Below are 15,417 nucleotides of genomic sequence, written 5' to 3' on the forward strand. Positions count from 1 at the left end.
AGTAATCTGAAACGCACAGCGCAGCGTTCGTCTTGCTGTCGCACGATATATGGGCAACTAGTAAAAGAACAGCGCAGCGTACACTTTAACTCAGCGACCAGTGGTGACTGGAATAATATCTGACAGATCGATGCATTTTTGTAATTACCAATTATTATCAATAATTTTATGGCACTCCTATCTCTATCAGTTAAAGGATGAAACTGGATAAGGGCACGCTATTTCTCGCGTTCACAGGCACAGTAATTATCGTTCTGTTTATTGCGCTTACAGCTGCTGTTGCTGCAGGCCCGACGCGGCCGGCGACGGAAGAGTCATCGTTACCGGGCTCATCGGGCAATAATGAAGCTCCTCTGTGGGGCCCGGCGAACAATGGGCCGGAGCCTGCACAGCCCGTCATTAAGACCTCCAACTATCCGGGGTTTACCACGAAGTACCGGTTAAGTTTCGCACCGATTTGCTATGATGGCAATGGTAACACATATATGGGTCGTGAATTGACGTTAAACGATAATGGCACTGTCACCTTAGTGGTTGATCGTTATGTTCCTACTTACGGGACAATCCAGCGGACCTTTACTGGAGGCAGCTGGTATAAGGTAAAAGGCAAAGGCCACCAGATTTATCTAAACCTGGATGAAGATTACGTAAATGATCATTATTCAGGGTTATATTTCGGATTTGACCTTATCACAGACAAGGTCGTCGACATTGTAAGCGATTATGGATCAGATAGTTTCAGTATAGATTATCTTATAGCTGATGGACCGAGCTATTATAGCGACTGGGATGCAGGCTATTCGACAATGACTGCATCAGCAGACCTGATCGTCCCGTACATCGATTCGTGCGTGCCGGCAGATTCGGCCCGGCCGTACATCGAACGAGGCTATACCGTACAGCAGGCCGTGCCGTATATCAGCTATAATGTGCCTGTGGATGCAGCAGCTTATTTCATAAAGCAGGGCATCTCCGCGGACCTTTGCGGCCCTTACCTTGCCGCTGGTGTATCCAGGGATGATACTGTCGCTTACCTGAACTCTGGCTATACTGCGGACCAGATTATGCCCTTCGTCAAAGCAGGAGTCAGTGAAAGCGACGCTATGGCTTACCTGGATGCCGGTGCCACATACGACAAGGCCAGACCTTATATCGGAGCGAACCTGCCGGCGAGTCTGGCGGCCCCGTATGCAGCGAGTGCATACTCGTTCGAGCAGTGCTTGCCCTATATCAACGCGAGCATAAGCTTGAGCAAAGCGAAGGCTTTCCTGCTCCTCAATATACCTTCGGACCAGGCGGTCGTCTACATCAACAATGGCATTCTCGCGATGACCGCAAAGCCCTACGTCGATGCGGGAGTGCCTGCCGAGAAAGCGGTGGACGAGATTAAGCAAGGCATACCACCGACGGTATAGTGGTAATTTCCTCGAACGTGGCTGGATGCCCTCCGCCACTTATTTTTAACTTTAGATAGTTACTGTCCTGAGTGTTCGCCTTTTGAACGCCTGCGAATGCAGGCGTTCTGGAAGGCGATTCGTACACCATCGATAGGCCGTGACCGACTGGAAGCAGTATCTTGCATACAGGATCAGAGATTGCACGGATGGCACATATTGACTCGGCTCAGGATAATAAGTTTTTCGAGTTAAGCCGATGAAAAACTCCTGGAGGTCGGGGAGTTCCCGGGAGGTCTGGGAGGATTTTCAAGCTGGGAGGTCAGGGAGGGTCAGAGGTTAGAGGGGAGGTTGGGGAGTGTAGAAAGGTCGGAGAGGATTTCTTAGATATATTCTCTCTAACCTCCGGGTGCCTCACATAACCTCCTCTCTGACCTCTGTGACCGACACGGAGGTGTCCCTTGCCGATCCCTGACCTCCCAGTTTGAACGTGTCCTCTCTAAACTCCCGGCACCTCTCCGACATCCTCCCCGACCTCTCAACACCTCCCGGATCCACCAATTTTTCACGGAACACAGATGATCTATTTTAGTAATAGTGGTCGGCTCAGCGATAGTTTATATCATTTCAGCGAGGTAATCGTCCTGAAATGCTGGAGCTACTTGTCGCAGGCTTTATCCTGGGGCTGACCCACGCCATACCGCCCGGCCCGATAACCTTCGAAGTCTTGAGAAGAGCAGTGACATCTGGGCCAATCGACGCCATCAAGACCGATATAGGGGCAGTGGCTGCAGATGCGATCTATTTTGTCCTGATCATGATAGGCCTCGCCCAGGTCGTCAACAATCCGACCGGCAGAATCGTGCTATGGCTGATCGGCTGCACGGTGCTCTTCGGCCTCGGCCTGAAAGGGCTTTACCAGACACTATCGAGGAAGGGAAATAATGGCGGGGATAAGCCGTCGAGGAGCGAATCTTCCTCTATCGTTTCAGGGTTCCTGATCAGCATGACCAGCCCGTTTACCATCATCTGGTGGACGGGGATATTCGCGGGGATAGCCAGCACGGTAAGCACAGGCTTTGAGGGCTCTATACTGGCCTTTTTGGGCATCGAGATCGCTTGTGTGGTGTGGTTCACAGGGCTTGCTGCGATAGGATCGGCGAGTAAAAAGTTCGTCGGTCAGAGGTATATGGCGGCAATGTCGGCCGTTTGCGCCCTGGTGATGATCGCTTTTGGGGTGCTGCTATTCTATCAGGGCTATACTACTATATTGCTATAGTGGAATGATCTTACGACCTTCAACTGAAGGCCTAACAGGTTTAAGGAGACATGCCTGACCTATATCTAATAACAATTTTCGTGGGAAAGTAGACAAAGTATAGTAATTCCTGAATCTTTTTGGATGTTCGTCATTCAAAATGTCTTGTTGTGGCAGCATTCTGAGACGTTGCTCATGAACCTGTGTACGAACGCTGGGCTGTGCGTTTCTAGTTGCTCGTATGGCGTGAGACAGCAAGACGAACGCTGCGCTGTGCGTTTCTAGTTGCTCGTATGGCGTGAGACAGCAAGACGAACGCTGCGCTGTGCCAGACCCTCACAGATTTCACGGATTATGACAGAATCCACAGATTTATACGGATAGCACAGATGATGATCGATTCCACAGATATCTATAATAAGTTACATTCGAATCTTCTCGTGTCTGCCCGATCGATGAACGAATCTGTGATATCCACTTCATCTGTGGTATCGAGCCAAAATCTGTGGATTCTGTTTCAATCTGTGGAATCTGTGAGGGTCTGGCACAGCGCAGCGTTCGTGTACGTTCACCTGCACAGAGACAACATCTTGCGAGTATCCTGGAAATGGTGATCGGCACAGCGCAGCGTTCGTCATCTTTCTCCTTATCTATTTTGTACTATACTGTAATTAAGTCACAAAAAATATATACGTGTATACACACGTATATTATAGTGAGATGAGTTGACTGATTTCCATCAATATCCGATCAAATTAACCCGGCATGCATCAGAAATGCTCGGCGATCGATTTCAGCTGTACGATGAAATAGAGATCAGGCACTATCTTAAAAACGCCAAGGTTATCGAACCCTTCGGGAAAGAGGGCAGTATTGGAAAACTTCGGTGTAAGTTCGGAGATTGCGGGATAGAGTTTGGCTGTAAAATCAGCCAAAAGACTCTCTTCGTGATAACCGTAAAAGAATGCTAATAAGGGGCTATGATTATGAGTATAAAAGCAAGTTTGTGTCCGATATGCAATACCCCGATGAGCTTTGAAAAACGGGAGATTAAAAAGGGTATATACGCTCAGGTAGAAGTTTGTCCAAAATGTCTTGAAGAATTTATTGATCTGAAGGAACATGAAAAAGTCTACAGGGAGTATTATAGTAAGGCTTTCAAAAGTGGCAATAGCCTGGCGGTCAGGATTCCTAAGGAACTGGCTGATAAGATTGGACTACAAGAGGGCACTCCTTTAAAAATTGGCCTGGGAGACGATGGAAAGATAACAATCGAGGCCCGGGCGTGAGCTTAAATTTTTGCTCCCGGTAGCTATTAATCTCTCCATATTTCTAATAATAACTCGAAAGGATTGCACATGTGTATTATACTGCATATCGCTCATCGTAAAGACTGGGAAGCCTCGATTCCCGGCGGCTACTACAAACCCGCTTCTCTGGACACAGATGGCTTTATCCACTGTTCCACCATTGGGCAAACAGTAGAGACCGCCAATCGGTTTTATGCTAACCAGCAGGATCTGGTCCTCCTCTGCATTGATAAAGGCCGGATAGAAGCCGAGATAAAATATGAAGCACCGGCATGCGCTGACGATGAACGGGCGGGCTCATTGTTTCCACACATTTACGGGCCGCTTAACGTGTCGGCCGTAGTTCTGGTTGTGGAGTTCATCCCAGAGCCTGATGGGAAGTTCGTGTTACCAGCGGAGATCGGGCAGCTGATCGCGGGCCTTAATTAATTGGCAATATTTTTAGTGGTGGAAAATTTAAGAAATAGTATGAGTAGCCCCGTTCGGATTACGGCGCACACAGAGGTGACCCCTCATTCATTATGTTCATTAATATGTGCTTTACTACTTAACGATTTTGTTTATCATTATAAATATAAATTTTATATTTTTAATGTATCCATATATCCAAGTTAACCTTTTCACTGCAAATATGCTCATAATAAATAATACCTAATGCTATTCCTACGGATGTCAAAGATAGATTTTTTAAACTCGTAGAACGCCATTTATCAATAAGTTCTCCCCCTATGTCCGTCTTATTTCGCATAATTTTCTCAATTTCGTCATTGTTTTTTAAACATTTTTGATACAACTGTAAGAGATTGTTATGCATTTCTGGAGTTACTTTATTTTTGATAACTGCGTCTAAATCATGGACAGTTAATAATGAAAAAATACATTTATTGTTTGGGATGTCAAAGAAAAATATAGTATATTTTAATTCATTTGGTATATTCATTGCTTCGACTACAGTTGATTCAATTTCGTTTAAGAAGAAAAAAGAATATTGGTTTTTAAGGATTTCAATAATATCCCATGTTAACACATCAACTTTAGCACATGAAGTATATTCTAAATGTGCAAAATCAATACTTTGGGTATTAAAATCTAAGAATGGTTTCACATGCTTATTAAGTAGCTCGTTTATATCGTCCCAAGATCTTACTCTGAAATATCTGCTATATTTCAAACGGAATGATAAAGCTAATATTTTGAGCTGATTTGTAGTTAATATGCCTAACGTTGAAGTTGCTTCATTCAGTACAATTCTTTTAATGTCAATAGTATCATGCTTTATCCTTGTAATAATAAGGCTTGAGAGCATATCTCTTAATTCTTGACTATCTTTACGGCTTGCTGATTTTAATGCACATATCAAATTATATTGGACATCCGGGTCGGATAATTTTTGTATATCCTCTAAAGATAGCTCATCTTTAGCTTGATCATAAAATGTTTGAATTAGTTTGTCCCGATTTCTCATTGCTTCTTCTTTTGCTTTATCTTGCAGTTGTGGGAAATTTTTTTCAAATAAATCTTGGAAAAGAATTTTTGTATCCGCCAAATTTAATCCTTGATTCATAATGTAAATAGTTTGACTTCCTGACACAGTATTGGTTTGACTTCCTTGCCCTGTATGGAATTGGTTGCCGTTTATGATACTTACATTATCCGAATCGTATAATGAAATCGCTTTTTTAATTATATCGTCAGTAACATTATATTGGTTTGTAAGATATTTTTCTTCATGATTTTTTTTCATTTGTTTTAATACTTCAACAGTGTATTTTGTTACATTATCAGTTGTTGTATGATGTATTGGACAAAGGAGGATTAAATTATCAAAACTCGCTCTTTCTTCATTTGTTTGATTTTCATTAAATCTTTCTCCGCCAGGCATGGCGGCTTCAATATGGCAAATCTCGGCTAGAATTGTACCATCCTCGGTGACTAATCTTTGATTACACTCTGGAAAAGCACATAGATTACCAGATAATGAAAAAAGTCTTTTTACAGTTGCTTCACTAATGCTAATTCGTTTTGGTACTTGTTTTGCTGCTGATTGAGTATTTACCATATCGTCTAACCGTTTTTATCTATGCGATTGGTGTAACTATTAAACTTTTGGATGTATATTGATTCTTGGTATTAATGAGACTTTTGCATAAGTCATGCGATGATTGTGGTCCGGGGGTTTGCTCCTTGTCTAACCTGGTAGAGTACCTGTATCTGTCGTGCTATCAGGGTGAGTCCGGTTTTTACAGTAACCCTAAAGATTGTGGTAGTTTTTACTCGTTTTAAGTCGAGGTGCTCTTTCAATAGGTAGTTCGTGTACTCGCAGTGCATCCGGTTTTTATATAATTTGTTCATGGTGATATCGTGGAAGGGGATGTACTCCTGAATACGGTACCTGGGAAGCATCTTCTTACTATTTCGCCGGTTAACCCTGTTGATCAATGGGATGCCGATCGGGTATATGCGTTCCACATGCTCTTTCGAGTCATAGGCGATATCTCCGAACAACCCCTTAACCAGGAGGATGCGACTGCCCATTTTCCTCTGCAATGGCAGTAGTTGTGTGGTGTCATGCATGTTGGCCGGAGTGACAATACTGCAGATCGGCGCCAGCGTAACCAGATCGTAGAATAGGTGGATTTTGTACCCATAGTACATTTCCTCATTGATATGATCGTACCCCCAGGCAGCGTCAGGATCATGTCGGCTGAATGCAGGGAGGCTAGTACTATCCACACCGACCATGCTCATGAAATCCTCTTCTTTCTTCCAGATCATGCTGGTCAAGAGGACCATGATCCGGTCAGTATCTACCTGGTCTTTGAACCTGCTGAACGTGCTCTCACTAGGTAAGTGGTCGAAGCCAAGAATCTTCATTTTATAATTGTCACCGCGGAGTATTCTTACCAGTTCACTAACACTCGGTAAATTTGCCAGCTCCATGTACAGAAGTGCTCGTAGCAAGGCGATGCGACTGTACTGGGGAGGCCTTCCCACGTTATTATTCTTCTCGAGGTACCGGAAACGCTGCCAGTCAACCGCTTCCAGCATCATGAGCGGCACGTCAGAAAGTATTTTACAATGGCAATCGAAGCAAGAAACGGGCATCTGCCAGCCCGTACCAACGTTTTTACTGAGCATAAAAACGCCAACGGCTGCAATGCCCATATACTTGTTATAGACTTATGCAAAAGTCACTATACTACTAATAAGAAACATCTTCATATGTATTTCCGCATTCATGTTTAATTAGTCTTGTACAATTACCGTATGCGTGTTTTATTTCTAACACATACATTCCGCTCGGTACATTTTTAAATATATACTCCCCAAAAGTTCCTGTGCGTTGTGAGTTCATATCCATAGCAACTTTTCCCAACTGAGTATATCCATTGAAATTGTTCGCCTTTTCTGCATGATATAACGTTACAATTGCACTTACTAACGATACATCGTTATAAGCCTTGATATACCCACTAATTTCGTAAATATTACAAATCGGTGATGGTACCTTATCATTAGCTATATCTGCCTCTATCATCTTTGAAGAACCACTTTCAATTTTTTTAGCCTGTATAAACTGTTTTCTATCATACCTGTTAAAAAATTGCTCTGTTTCTTTTAAATTTTTTATGTGTCTCCCATGAAGGTATGGCGGTTTATCTTGAGATGGGTGATTAAGGAATGGTATAATGATCTTATCATTTGCATACGCGATACCTGCTTCGAAATGCACCCACTGGGATTTCATACTTGCTGGAGTTATATAAACTAGAAAAATATTTGAATTTAATATACATGCTTTTATCTCATCAGGGATAACATTTCCGAAATTAGCATCCCGTTTATCGATATAATATTTAATATTCATCTTTTCAAGCATATCTCTAATCGGGCGTGTCATCTCATAATCTGTCTGTGAGTAACTAATAAAAACATCATATCTCTCTTCCGATATTATAGCATTATCTCCAATATTATTAATAGTGGCAATATTTTCAGCCGGTTTATTCAGTTCTTGTTTGGATTGTTCTACAGTTTCAAAACAACCTGGTTGAACAAATGCGTGATTATCGCTTTCATATATTTTTTTCTTTATTTTGCGTATAAATTCTTCATTTTTAGATTCTATATATAAAACCATGGGTGTATCCTGCGAATTGTCTGAGAGTATTGCGTCCATATTTGCTCTATCAACATAAACCCCCTCATTTGTTGCAACATTCACCCAGCCATTTTGTGCGCTGTCCCATGACATACCATAAGATTTTATTATATCTTTTATCTGAAATTTATTTTTTGAAAATGCTGGATGTGCCATGGTTACTTTAATCATCCTTTTACTACCCCTCAAAATATATTATATGAATTAACAAACATAATAAAAAGCGGTTTCTAATCTTATTTGTTTTGCTAACCTGCATATTGTCCTCTAATCGCATAATTGTTCAGATTTTTATTTTATGCCATATACCGCAGCCTTTATAGCCCACGGTGCTTATGCTATTAGGATTTTACACAATCTGGGCAGATTGTAGTATTTATTTTTCCGTTTGATGAGGTGGGTTCATTTTCTTATGTCGGCATGTCGGTGCATTTGTGGCAAGCCTGAATTATTGTACCGTTGTCATCATAGTAAAATCTGCTATCCCTAAATCATCTCAGTCCATTTATAACAATCATAATACTTTCACTATGCTAAGTTAATATTTATATAACAATCTATTTCATATTATGCTATAAATTGAGGAGGGTTTAATATACCAGGATTAAGAAATTATGCGTTATTTATTAGCCATGCTTGGAATTACAACGAAGATTACTACCGGCTTGTTGATATGCTAAAAGCCGCACCTAATTTTAAACACAGCAACTCGAGTGTCCCTGAACATGATCCTCTCAAAGCCAAGACGGACCGTGAACTAGAAGCAAAATTATACAACCAAATTAGGCCGGCGCAGTCAGTCCTTATACTAGGTGGTATGTACGTAGCCCATAGCAAATGGATCCAAAAAGAAATCGATATTGCCAATTCTATGGGTAAACCGATTATTGGTATTAGGCCCCGGGGCAGTGAAATGGTCCCTGTCGCTGTCAAAAATTCTGCAAAAGAACTTGTGGGATGGAATACTCCTTCTATTGTTGATGCAATTCGGAGGAATTCATTATAGATAAATCTACATATGAAGGAAATTTTTCCGATCATATGTTAGAGCAATATAAGCTTTATGTTGAGATGGCAGATAAAATAAGCGAAAGAAGAAGCCAAACTAATATATTTTATGTTACGTTATTATCTGCAATATTAGCTGTATTATCAGTTATTTTCGAAAAAGATCAGATTTCAAGTTTTTATGCTCTTATATTGTTATTAATATCCTTGCTTGGATTATTGTTATGCCTAATTTGGTATTATAATATAACCTCATACAGCCAGTTAAACTCTGGAAAATTTAAGGTTATACATGAAATGGAACAACAGCTCCCATTCCCATGTTATGCTCGGGAATGGGACGTATTAAAAAAGGGTAAGGATAAAAAGAAGTATTTCCCCCTTACTCATGTTGAGGGTTGGATTCCGTTTATTTTATCGGTACCATACCTAATACTGTTGGTTTATACATTACTGCTAATATTGCCACAAATCTGAGCAGCAATGGTAGAAATACGATAATAAAATATTATTATTAAATAACTAACTCAAATTATCAAATTGATTGAAAAAGATACTTATGATCCATAGAATTACGTTGAATGTTCAGTAACGGTAATCGAATGCAAAGCAATCTCTACACTTCAGTGAAAATTTTTACGAGGGAAGGCCCAGGAGCTTGCCTTTGGCGGGATATCCTAAGAGATACTCCTTATACCCACCATGGGCGGGGTGGGATACCAACCTAAACCATTAAATACGGGTATGCGTCGCTGAAGCGATGATACACTGCGGCGCGATGGCCTCACAGGTTATGCCATCACTCCTTAGTGTACCCATTTCAGGGCGCTATACCCTCATCTTAAAGGTTTGGGTGTACCTCATGATTACGACGCCTGTTCCACTCTGGATTTCTACTATCCGATAAAAACGTATGAGCATGATCCCTAACATATAGCTTAGACTAAGCGTACCAGGGATTTTTTGGTAAAAAATTCCCCTTACACCCCTCAAAAACATCGCTATTATAAAGTGCCTTTTAGGTCTGCTTAGGTGTCGAATCCCATACGAACATTTTTCCGAAAGTTCATTTGGGAGACGCGTAAAAATATTATGACTCCCATCATAATAATAACTAATAGCTAAGTAGTCATTATAAAAATATTTATGTCTTTTTCTTCAAGAAACCAACACCTATTTCTGCGATAAGGGTCGACAACGTAAACCACCAACACCAAAACTTAGAATTACTCCCAGATCAATCGGATGAATAGTCGACCATCGTCTATCTCCACTTATTACGCATAACGAAACGATAGAAAGTTATTTTTATTTAACCAAACGATTATTAGGTATGTATATCTCCCGGATAAGGCTAACGAACTGGAAAAATTTTTTATCAGTCGACGTCCCATTAAAACAAAGATTATTTATCGTTGGCCCCAATGCTTCAGGGAAATCTAACCTTCTTGACGCTTTTTATTTTTTACATGACATTGCAAAAAGTGGTGGAGGACTGGATTACGCTATAACAAAACGAGGTGGAATACATAAAATACGTTGTTTAGCTTCAAGACGTAATCCAATAGTTGAGATTGAAGTAGAACTAAAAGAAAAGGAATCCGATGAAACACCCGAGCCTGATTGGGTATATACATTAGGAATAGGTGTTCAACAATCGGGTACTCATCAACCTTGTGTAAAATATGAAAAAGTAATTAAAAAAGGCGATCAAGACCCACTTATTAATAGGCCGGATAATGTCGATAAGGGGGATGAAAAACTACTATTACAAACACATCTCCAACAAATATCTGCGAATGTTAAGTTCCGTGTAATAGCTGAATTCTTTGCTGAAATAAGGTATTTCCAAATCGTCCCACAACTGATAAAGAATCCATATGCATTTTCAGGTGAAAATCTGCCCGAAGACCCTTATGGCCGCGACTTTTTAGATCTTTTGGCAAATGTACCTGAAAAAACTAGAACAAGAAGATTAAAAAAAATCGAATCATTATTAAAAGGACCAGTGCCAAGCCTATCAAAATTAGAATATAAACCAGATGTTCGTGGTCGTCCTCATTTGGAAGTAAAACATACTAGCTGGCGTAAGGATGCAGGTAAACAAAGCGAAAAAGATCTATCAGATGGTACACTACGTATGATCGGACTATTCTGGTCTTTATTAGAACCTCGCCAAGCGCCTCTTTTACTAGAAGAGCCTGAACTATCTCTAAATAATGCAGTAGTCCAACAGTTGCCTGAGTTGATATATAAAATAGAAAAACAAAAGAAAGTGAAAGGCCAGGTTTTTATTAGTACACACAGCTATTCACTATTAACTGAATATAGTATTGGTAGCGATGAGGTAGTTATTTTAACCCCTGAGAAAGAAGCAACCAAGGTAGAAATTGCTTCAGATAAAGATGAAGTAAAACAACTTTTAGATAGCGGGTTTAACGTAGCTGAAGCAGTTTACCCAGTAATAAACGAGCCTATAACACAAAAAAACCTTGGTGATTTCTTAGATGACTAGTGAAGTAAGTCCTACTGTATATGTGGTTTGTGAAGATAGGCCCCAACAAGCTGTTATGAGAAAAATATTATTGTCAAGAGGTATCATACCTGGGAGGACTTATGGTTGTAACGGTTACGGATTTATCAAAACAAACATTAGACGTTATAATCAACCAACTGTAAAAATGCCGTTTTTTGCTTTAACAGATTTAGATGATCGAAATATCTGTCCAGGTAGATTAGTTGAAGAATGGTTGGGTGTACCAACACCGCGTCCTGATTTAGTATTTAGAGTGGCTGTTCGAGAAATTGAGTCATGGTTAATGGCGGACAGTGACCATTTTCAAGAATATTTCGGTATACCCTATGGAAATATTCCTAAGAATGTTGATGATGAGATATCTGATCCCAAAATACATTTATTTGATATTATTGGTAGAACCTCACGTAAAGGTGATATAAAACGTGAAGTTCTACCGAGAGGTAAAGCAAGAATAGGGCCATTATACAATGATCATATGGAAAAATATGTCTATAATTATTGGGACATTGATGCTGCAAGACAAAGATCTCGAAGTCTTTCCAGAACTGTAGAAAGAATTGATGATCTAAAAGACCTCTTATTACAACAATCAAATTGAAATCGTCTGATCTCGACCATCACTATCATTAATTCTGCAAAATATTATACTCTAACCTATATTCTTGTATGTTCAAGTGAATTTATTCGAACTATGTTAAGTGTCAAGACACCGGGAACTTTCCAAAAATGTTCCCTGGAAGCCCCTCAAAGCTAGTTGCACGGCAGTCGGATATCATGCCAGCTGCCTACATTGCACTGGCCATATTCATTATCGCCCACAGCTACCACCGTGCCATCTGATTTAAGGCCGATTGTATGAGCGTTACCCGCTGCAATCGCCACAATGCCATGCCAGTCACTTACATTGCACTGGCTATACTCATTCCAGCCCACAGCTGTAACAGTACCATCGGATTTCAGGCCGATCGTATGATTACTACCTGCAGCTATCGCCACAATATCGCGCCAGCTGCTTACATCGCATTGGTCGAGCTTGTTCAAACCCGCAGCTAACACAGTACCGTCTGATTTAAGCCCGACCGTATGAAGATAACCCGCCGCTGCCGCCACTATGTTGTCCCAGCTACTTACGTTGCATTGGCCATACTGATTATTACCTGCACTTGTCACCGTGCCGTCCGATTTAAGCCCGACAGTATGCCAGTCACCCGCCGCTACTGCTACTATATCGTGCCAGTCGCTTACATCGCACTGACCTTCATTATTTCGGCCAACGGCCATTACAGTGCCATCCTGTTTAAGCCCGAAGGTACGACGCCAACCAGCCGCTATCGCAACAATATTTCGCCAGCCGCTTACCTCGCACTGGCCATACTTATTCCAGCCTACAGCGACCACTGTGCCATCCGATTTAAGCCCGATCGTATGCCCATTACCCGTATGAGCATTACCTGCCGCTATCGCCATAATATCGTGCCAGTCGCTTACGTCGCATTTGTCGTATTTATTATCACCAACAGCTGTCACCGTGCCGTCAGATTTAAGGGCGACAGATAGGAGGTAACCCGCCGCTATAGTATTTTTCGGCCAACGTTTCATGTATAACGCCACCAGTCTTGTGCTATTTGATAAAAAATCGTAAGGGCACAATTCAATATATCTTGCTAAGGCTAAGCGTACAGGGGAACTTTTTAGTAAAAAGTTCCCCTTGCACCCCTCAAAAACATCGCTATAAAAGTACCCTTCGGGCTTGAGAAACATGTCGAGACTCAGGGGGGCTTTTTTGGAACAAAGCCCCCCGAGAGCCCCGCAAAACCAGTAGCCCCGTTCGGAGTAGTGAATACTTGCGCAATAGCCCCTGCAAAACGATAAGTATCCTGGCTATCGATTACTGATCATGCAGAACAAACGCTTCCTCGAGTACAACGACAAGTACACCTACGACAGGATCATCCAGGCCAAGCTCGACCAGGGAGCCATCACCCATCGCGATGCTGAGCTCCTCCTGGACTTCATCGAGAACAAACTGCACAATGGCCAGATTGAGGAACGCCGGGCCCAGCGCCTCAGCACCGCTCTAACCCAATGGAGACGATTCATCCAGGCCCCCTACGACCAGATGACCCTCCGGGACCTGCAGCGAGGAATCCAAGCAATGAAAAAAGGCGATAACGCTAACGGCGAGCCTTACAAGGTGAGCACCATACGCACGAACATAAAAACGATCAAGACCTTCACCAACTACCTCCGGAAGAAAGGCTTGGTTAGCATCACCGCTGACGAGCTCGATGAAATCAAGGCACCTAAAGAGGTCTTCGATTCCATCAGGCCATCGGACATCCTCAAAGACACTGACTACGACAAGATCATCGAGCACTGCACCACCATCAGGGATAAAGCTATAGTGAGTGTCCTGGCTGAGACCGGCCTCCGCCCGATCGATATCTGCAGTCTCACCTGGAAGGACCTGGAGTTCAACCACCAGCGTGTCAAGATCACCGTGAAGGCTGAGAAGACTGATGTCCTGGTAAGCGCGTACGTGGTCATCCGGAAGAGCTGGCTCGTCGAGTACAGGAACCAGCGCAACGGTGCAGCAGATGAAGACTTTGTATTTGTCGAAATCCGGGGCGGGAAACCCATGACCTACCCGGGAATGAAGTGGATGCTTACCAGGGCAGCTGCAGCAGCTGGAGTCAAACTCCCCAAGGGGGCGAAGGCGAAACTGTTCAGGGCCTCGATGATCACCAACAGCATCCGGGCCGGATACTCAACGGTGTCGGTCTCGAAAATGGCGTGGGGCAGCCAGGACAGCCGGATGCTCCGCCACTACTCGAAGCTCGTCGACGAAGACGTCGAGAACGAGGTCCTCAGCAAAACCGGAATCGTAGACATCCAGAAACCGGAGCAGCCGCACCACCGGATCTGTAATGTTTGTGGAGATATATGCGCAAATGGGGCTAAATTTTGCCCTGAGTGTGGGACTCCCATAACGCAGGAGGCAAAAGACCAGGTTGATTCGCTAGATAAAGAGTTAGAAGCCGATCCAGTATACCAGGATGTAAAAAGAAAACATGATGCGTTCATGGCTGAGCTAAAACAAGAAATCGCTGCAAGACTGAAATCATAAAAAATTTTTGAGAGAGCGTATACGCACGTAGATATCAATGGTGCGTATACGTACTACCTGCAGGCAGAGCGTATACGCACAAGTCCGGGTATTCAGCCTGACTTTTTGAATATGTGTCCATAGGTCAATTCGACCAGGACCTCATGGCCGGTGGCTTTATGGTGTCGAGCCGCCACGGCCATTGCATTTTTACTATACCACTCCTTACCGCATACCGTGCAGTTTGCGTGAGCATCTATTAATTTCATGATGACACCTTCAAGGCTGGCATCAGGATCTTTTGACGTCCTTGCTGCAGGGATTCCAGCAGCTGATCATAGACAGCTCTCTCTGACATGGTCATGCCGTCGACGGGGATCTTTGTTCCTGCAGCTGCGATGGCTGCGTACTGGGTGATCTTGCTTAAACGTTTATCGTAGACGCCCTCGATAAGGATCCGTGCGTTCTTGATCTCGTCGTCGATGGCTGCGAGCTCCCGGTAGTCTCGGACGTCCTGGCGGGAGTTGTGCAGGCTCTGGAGGAACTCGCTGGCCTGCAGGTAGAACTGGTCTCCCAGTTCCTGCAAGCCGTGGCTCTCGCGCTCGACTGCGAGGCGTTCAGCTAGATCTTCCAGGTTCAT

Annotated in this window: 15 protein-coding genes; 10 read left to right on the forward strand and 5 right to left on the reverse strand. The window is 42.7% G+C overall.

What is annotated here, in order from left to right; all coding sequences use genetic code 11:
* Positions 1 to 806 precede the first annotated feature (806 nt).
* The 5 genes from ACPLPM_RS09450 to ACPLPM_RS09470 all read left to right on the forward strand — a co-directional run bounded on the left by ACPLPM_RS09450 (position 807) and on the right by ACPLPM_RS09470 (position 4,391).
* On the forward strand, positions 807 to 1,415 hold the full coding sequence (locus ACPLPM_RS09450; RefSeq protein ID WP_424356537.1) for a hypothetical protein: 609 nt from the start codon (positions 807 to 809) through the stop codon (positions 1,413 to 1,415).
* 628 nt (positions 1,416 to 2,043) lie between these two features.
* Positions 2,044 to 2,673, forward strand: coding sequence for a LysE family translocator (locus ACPLPM_RS09455; protein ID WP_424356538.1), 630 nt, complete (start codon positions 2,044 to 2,046; stop codon positions 2,671 to 2,673).
* Positions 2,674 to 3,428: 755 nt separating this feature from the next.
* Positions 3,429 to 3,623: a DUF4258 domain-containing protein gene (locus ACPLPM_RS09460; RefSeq protein ID WP_424356539.1), complete on the forward strand. Its 195-nt coding sequence runs from the start codon at positions 3,429 to 3,431 to the stop codon at positions 3,621 to 3,623.
* A 57-nt stretch (positions 3,624 to 3,680) separates the two neighbouring features.
* Complete coding sequence (locus tag ACPLPM_RS09465; RefSeq protein WP_424356540.1) at positions 3,681 to 3,941, forward strand: AbrB/MazE/SpoVT family DNA-binding domain-containing protein; 261 nt, start codon at positions 3,681 to 3,683, stop codon at positions 3,939 to 3,941.
* 69 nt (positions 3,942 to 4,010) lie between these two features.
* Positions 4,011 to 4,391: a DUF952 domain-containing protein gene (locus tag ACPLPM_RS09470; RefSeq protein WP_424356541.1), complete on the forward strand. Its 381-nt coding sequence runs from the start codon at positions 4,011 to 4,013 to the stop codon at positions 4,389 to 4,391.
* Between the two features lie 160 nt (positions 4,392 to 4,551).
* Here the strand turns inward: ACPLPM_RS09470 and ACPLPM_RS09475 are convergent, their stop codons facing one another.
* From ACPLPM_RS09475 to ACPLPM_RS09485, 3 genes are all read right to left on the reverse strand, one after another.
* Positions 4,552 to 6,021, reverse strand: a complete 1,470-nt coding sequence (locus ACPLPM_RS09475) for an LPO_1073/Vpar_1526 family protein (RefSeq protein WP_424356542.1) — start codon at positions 6,019 to 6,021, stop codon at positions 4,552 to 4,554.
* 92 nt (positions 6,022 to 6,113) lie between these two features.
* Entirely contained in the window at positions 6,114 to 7,100 is a 987-nt protein-coding gene (locus ACPLPM_RS09480; protein WP_424356543.1) for a transposase, read from the reverse strand.
* A gap of 64 nt (positions 7,101 to 7,164) precedes the next feature.
* Positions 7,165 to 8,295, reverse strand: a complete 1,131-nt coding sequence (locus ACPLPM_RS09485; protein WP_424356544.1) for a toll/interleukin-1 receptor domain-containing protein — start codon at positions 8,293 to 8,295, stop codon at positions 7,165 to 7,167.
* 454 nt (positions 8,296 to 8,749) lie between these two features.
* On the opposite strand from ACPLPM_RS09485, the gene ACPLPM_RS09490 reads away from it, so the two are divergent.
* The 4 genes from ACPLPM_RS09490 to ACPLPM_RS09505 all read left to right on the forward strand — a co-directional run bounded on the left by ACPLPM_RS09490 (position 8,750) and on the right by ACPLPM_RS09505 (position 12,269).
* Positions 8,750 to 9,130 carry a TIR domain-containing protein gene (locus ACPLPM_RS09490; RefSeq protein ID WP_424359960.1) on the forward strand — a complete coding sequence of 127 codons (381 nt, stop codon included), beginning with the start codon at positions 8,750 to 8,752 and terminating at the stop codon, positions 9,128 to 9,130.
* Positions 9,131 to 9,165: 35 nt separating this feature from the next.
* Positions 9,166 to 9,609 (forward strand): RipA family octameric membrane protein, encoded by a 444-nt coding sequence (locus tag ACPLPM_RS09495; protein WP_424356545.1) that lies wholly within the window; start codon positions 9,166 to 9,168, stop codon positions 9,607 to 9,609.
* An 856-nt stretch (positions 9,610 to 10,465) separates the two neighbouring features.
* Complete coding sequence (locus ACPLPM_RS09500; protein WP_424356546.1) at positions 10,466 to 11,647, forward strand: AAA family ATPase; 1,182 nt, start codon at positions 10,466 to 10,468, stop codon at positions 11,645 to 11,647.
* Complete coding sequence (locus ACPLPM_RS09505; RefSeq protein ID WP_424356547.1) at positions 11,640 to 12,269, forward strand: hypothetical protein; 630 nt, start codon at positions 11,640 to 11,642, stop codon at positions 12,267 to 12,269. Before ACPLPM_RS09500 ends, ACPLPM_RS09505 begins: the two co-directional genes overlap by 8 nt.
* A 152-nt stretch (positions 12,270 to 12,421) precedes the next feature.
* Here the strand turns inward: ACPLPM_RS09505 and ACPLPM_RS09510 are convergent, their stop codons facing one another.
* Positions 12,422 to 13,270: an RCC1 domain-containing protein gene (locus ACPLPM_RS09510; RefSeq protein WP_424359961.1), complete on the reverse strand. Its 849-nt coding sequence runs from the start codon at positions 13,268 to 13,270 to the stop codon at positions 12,422 to 12,424.
* 298 nt (positions 13,271 to 13,568) lie between these two features.
* Between ACPLPM_RS09510 and ACPLPM_RS09515 the strand changes: the two genes are divergently transcribed.
* Complete coding sequence (locus ACPLPM_RS09515) at positions 13,569 to 14,798, forward strand: tyrosine-type recombinase/integrase (RefSeq protein ID WP_424356548.1); 1,230 nt, start codon at positions 13,569 to 13,571, stop codon at positions 14,796 to 14,798.
* A gap of 244 nt (positions 14,799 to 15,042) precedes the next feature.
* Here the strand turns inward: ACPLPM_RS09515 and ACPLPM_RS09520 are convergent, their stop codons facing one another.
* On the reverse strand, positions 15,043 to 15,417 hold the full coding sequence (locus tag ACPLPM_RS09520; RefSeq protein WP_424356549.1) for a hypothetical protein: 375 nt from the start codon (positions 15,415 to 15,417) through the stop codon (positions 15,043 to 15,045).

This window comes from Methanocella sp. MCL-LM, from assembly GCF_049676595.1.
Lineage (GTDB): Archaea > Halobacteriota > Methanocellia > Methanocellales > Methanocellaceae > Methanocella_A.

Bases quoted from the DNA above. Each gene is read 5' to 3' on its own strand.
- ACPLPM_RS09450 (WP_424356537.1), top strand. From the start codon at position 807: ATGACTGCATCAGCAGACCTGATCGTCCCGTACATCGATTCGTGCGTG.
- ACPLPM_RS09455 (WP_424356538.1), top strand. From the start codon at position 2,044: ATGCTGGAGCTACTTGTCGCAGGCTTTATCCTGGGGCTGACCCACGCC.
- ACPLPM_RS09460 (WP_424356539.1), top strand. From the start codon at position 3,429: ATGCTCGGCGATCGATTTCAGCTGTACGATGAAATAGAGATCAGGCAC.
- ACPLPM_RS09465 (WP_424356540.1), top strand. From the start codon at position 3,681: ATGAGCTTTGAAAAACGGGAGATTAAAAAGGGTATATACGCTCAGGTA.
- ACPLPM_RS09470 (WP_424356541.1), top strand. From the start codon at position 4,011: ATGTGTATTATACTGCATATCGCTCATCGTAAAGACTGGGAAGCCTCG.
- ACPLPM_RS09475 (WP_424356542.1), bottom strand. From the start codon at position 6,021: ATGGTAAATACTCAATCAGCAGCAAAACAAGTACCAAAACGAATTAGC.
- ACPLPM_RS09480 (WP_424356543.1), bottom strand. From the start codon at position 7,100: ATGCTCAGTAAAAACGTTGGTACGGGCTGGCAGATGCCCGTTTCTTGC.
- ACPLPM_RS09485 (WP_424356544.1), bottom strand. From the start codon at position 8,295: ATGATTAAAGTAACCATGGCACATCCAGCATTTTCAAAAAATAAATTT.
- ACPLPM_RS09495 (WP_424356545.1), top strand. From the start codon at position 9,166: ATGTTAGAGCAATATAAGCTTTATGTTGAGATGGCAGATAAAATAAGC.
- ACPLPM_RS09500 (WP_424356546.1), top strand. From the start codon at position 10,466: ATGTATATCTCCCGGATAAGGCTAACGAACTGGAAAAATTTTTTATCA.
- ACPLPM_RS09505 (WP_424356547.1), top strand. From the start codon at position 11,640: ATGACTAGTGAAGTAAGTCCTACTGTATATGTGGTTTGTGAAGATAGG.
- ACPLPM_RS09510 (WP_424359961.1), bottom strand. From the start codon at position 13,270: ATGAAACGTTGGCCGAAAAATACTATAGCGGCGGGTTACCTCCTATCT.
- ACPLPM_RS09515 (WP_424356548.1), top strand. From the start codon at position 13,569: ATGCAGAACAAACGCTTCCTCGAGTACAACGACAAGTACACCTACGAC.
- ACPLPM_RS09520 (WP_424356549.1), bottom strand. From the start codon at position 15,417: ATGAACCTGGAAGATCTAGCTGAACGCCTCGCAGTCGAGCGCGAGAGC.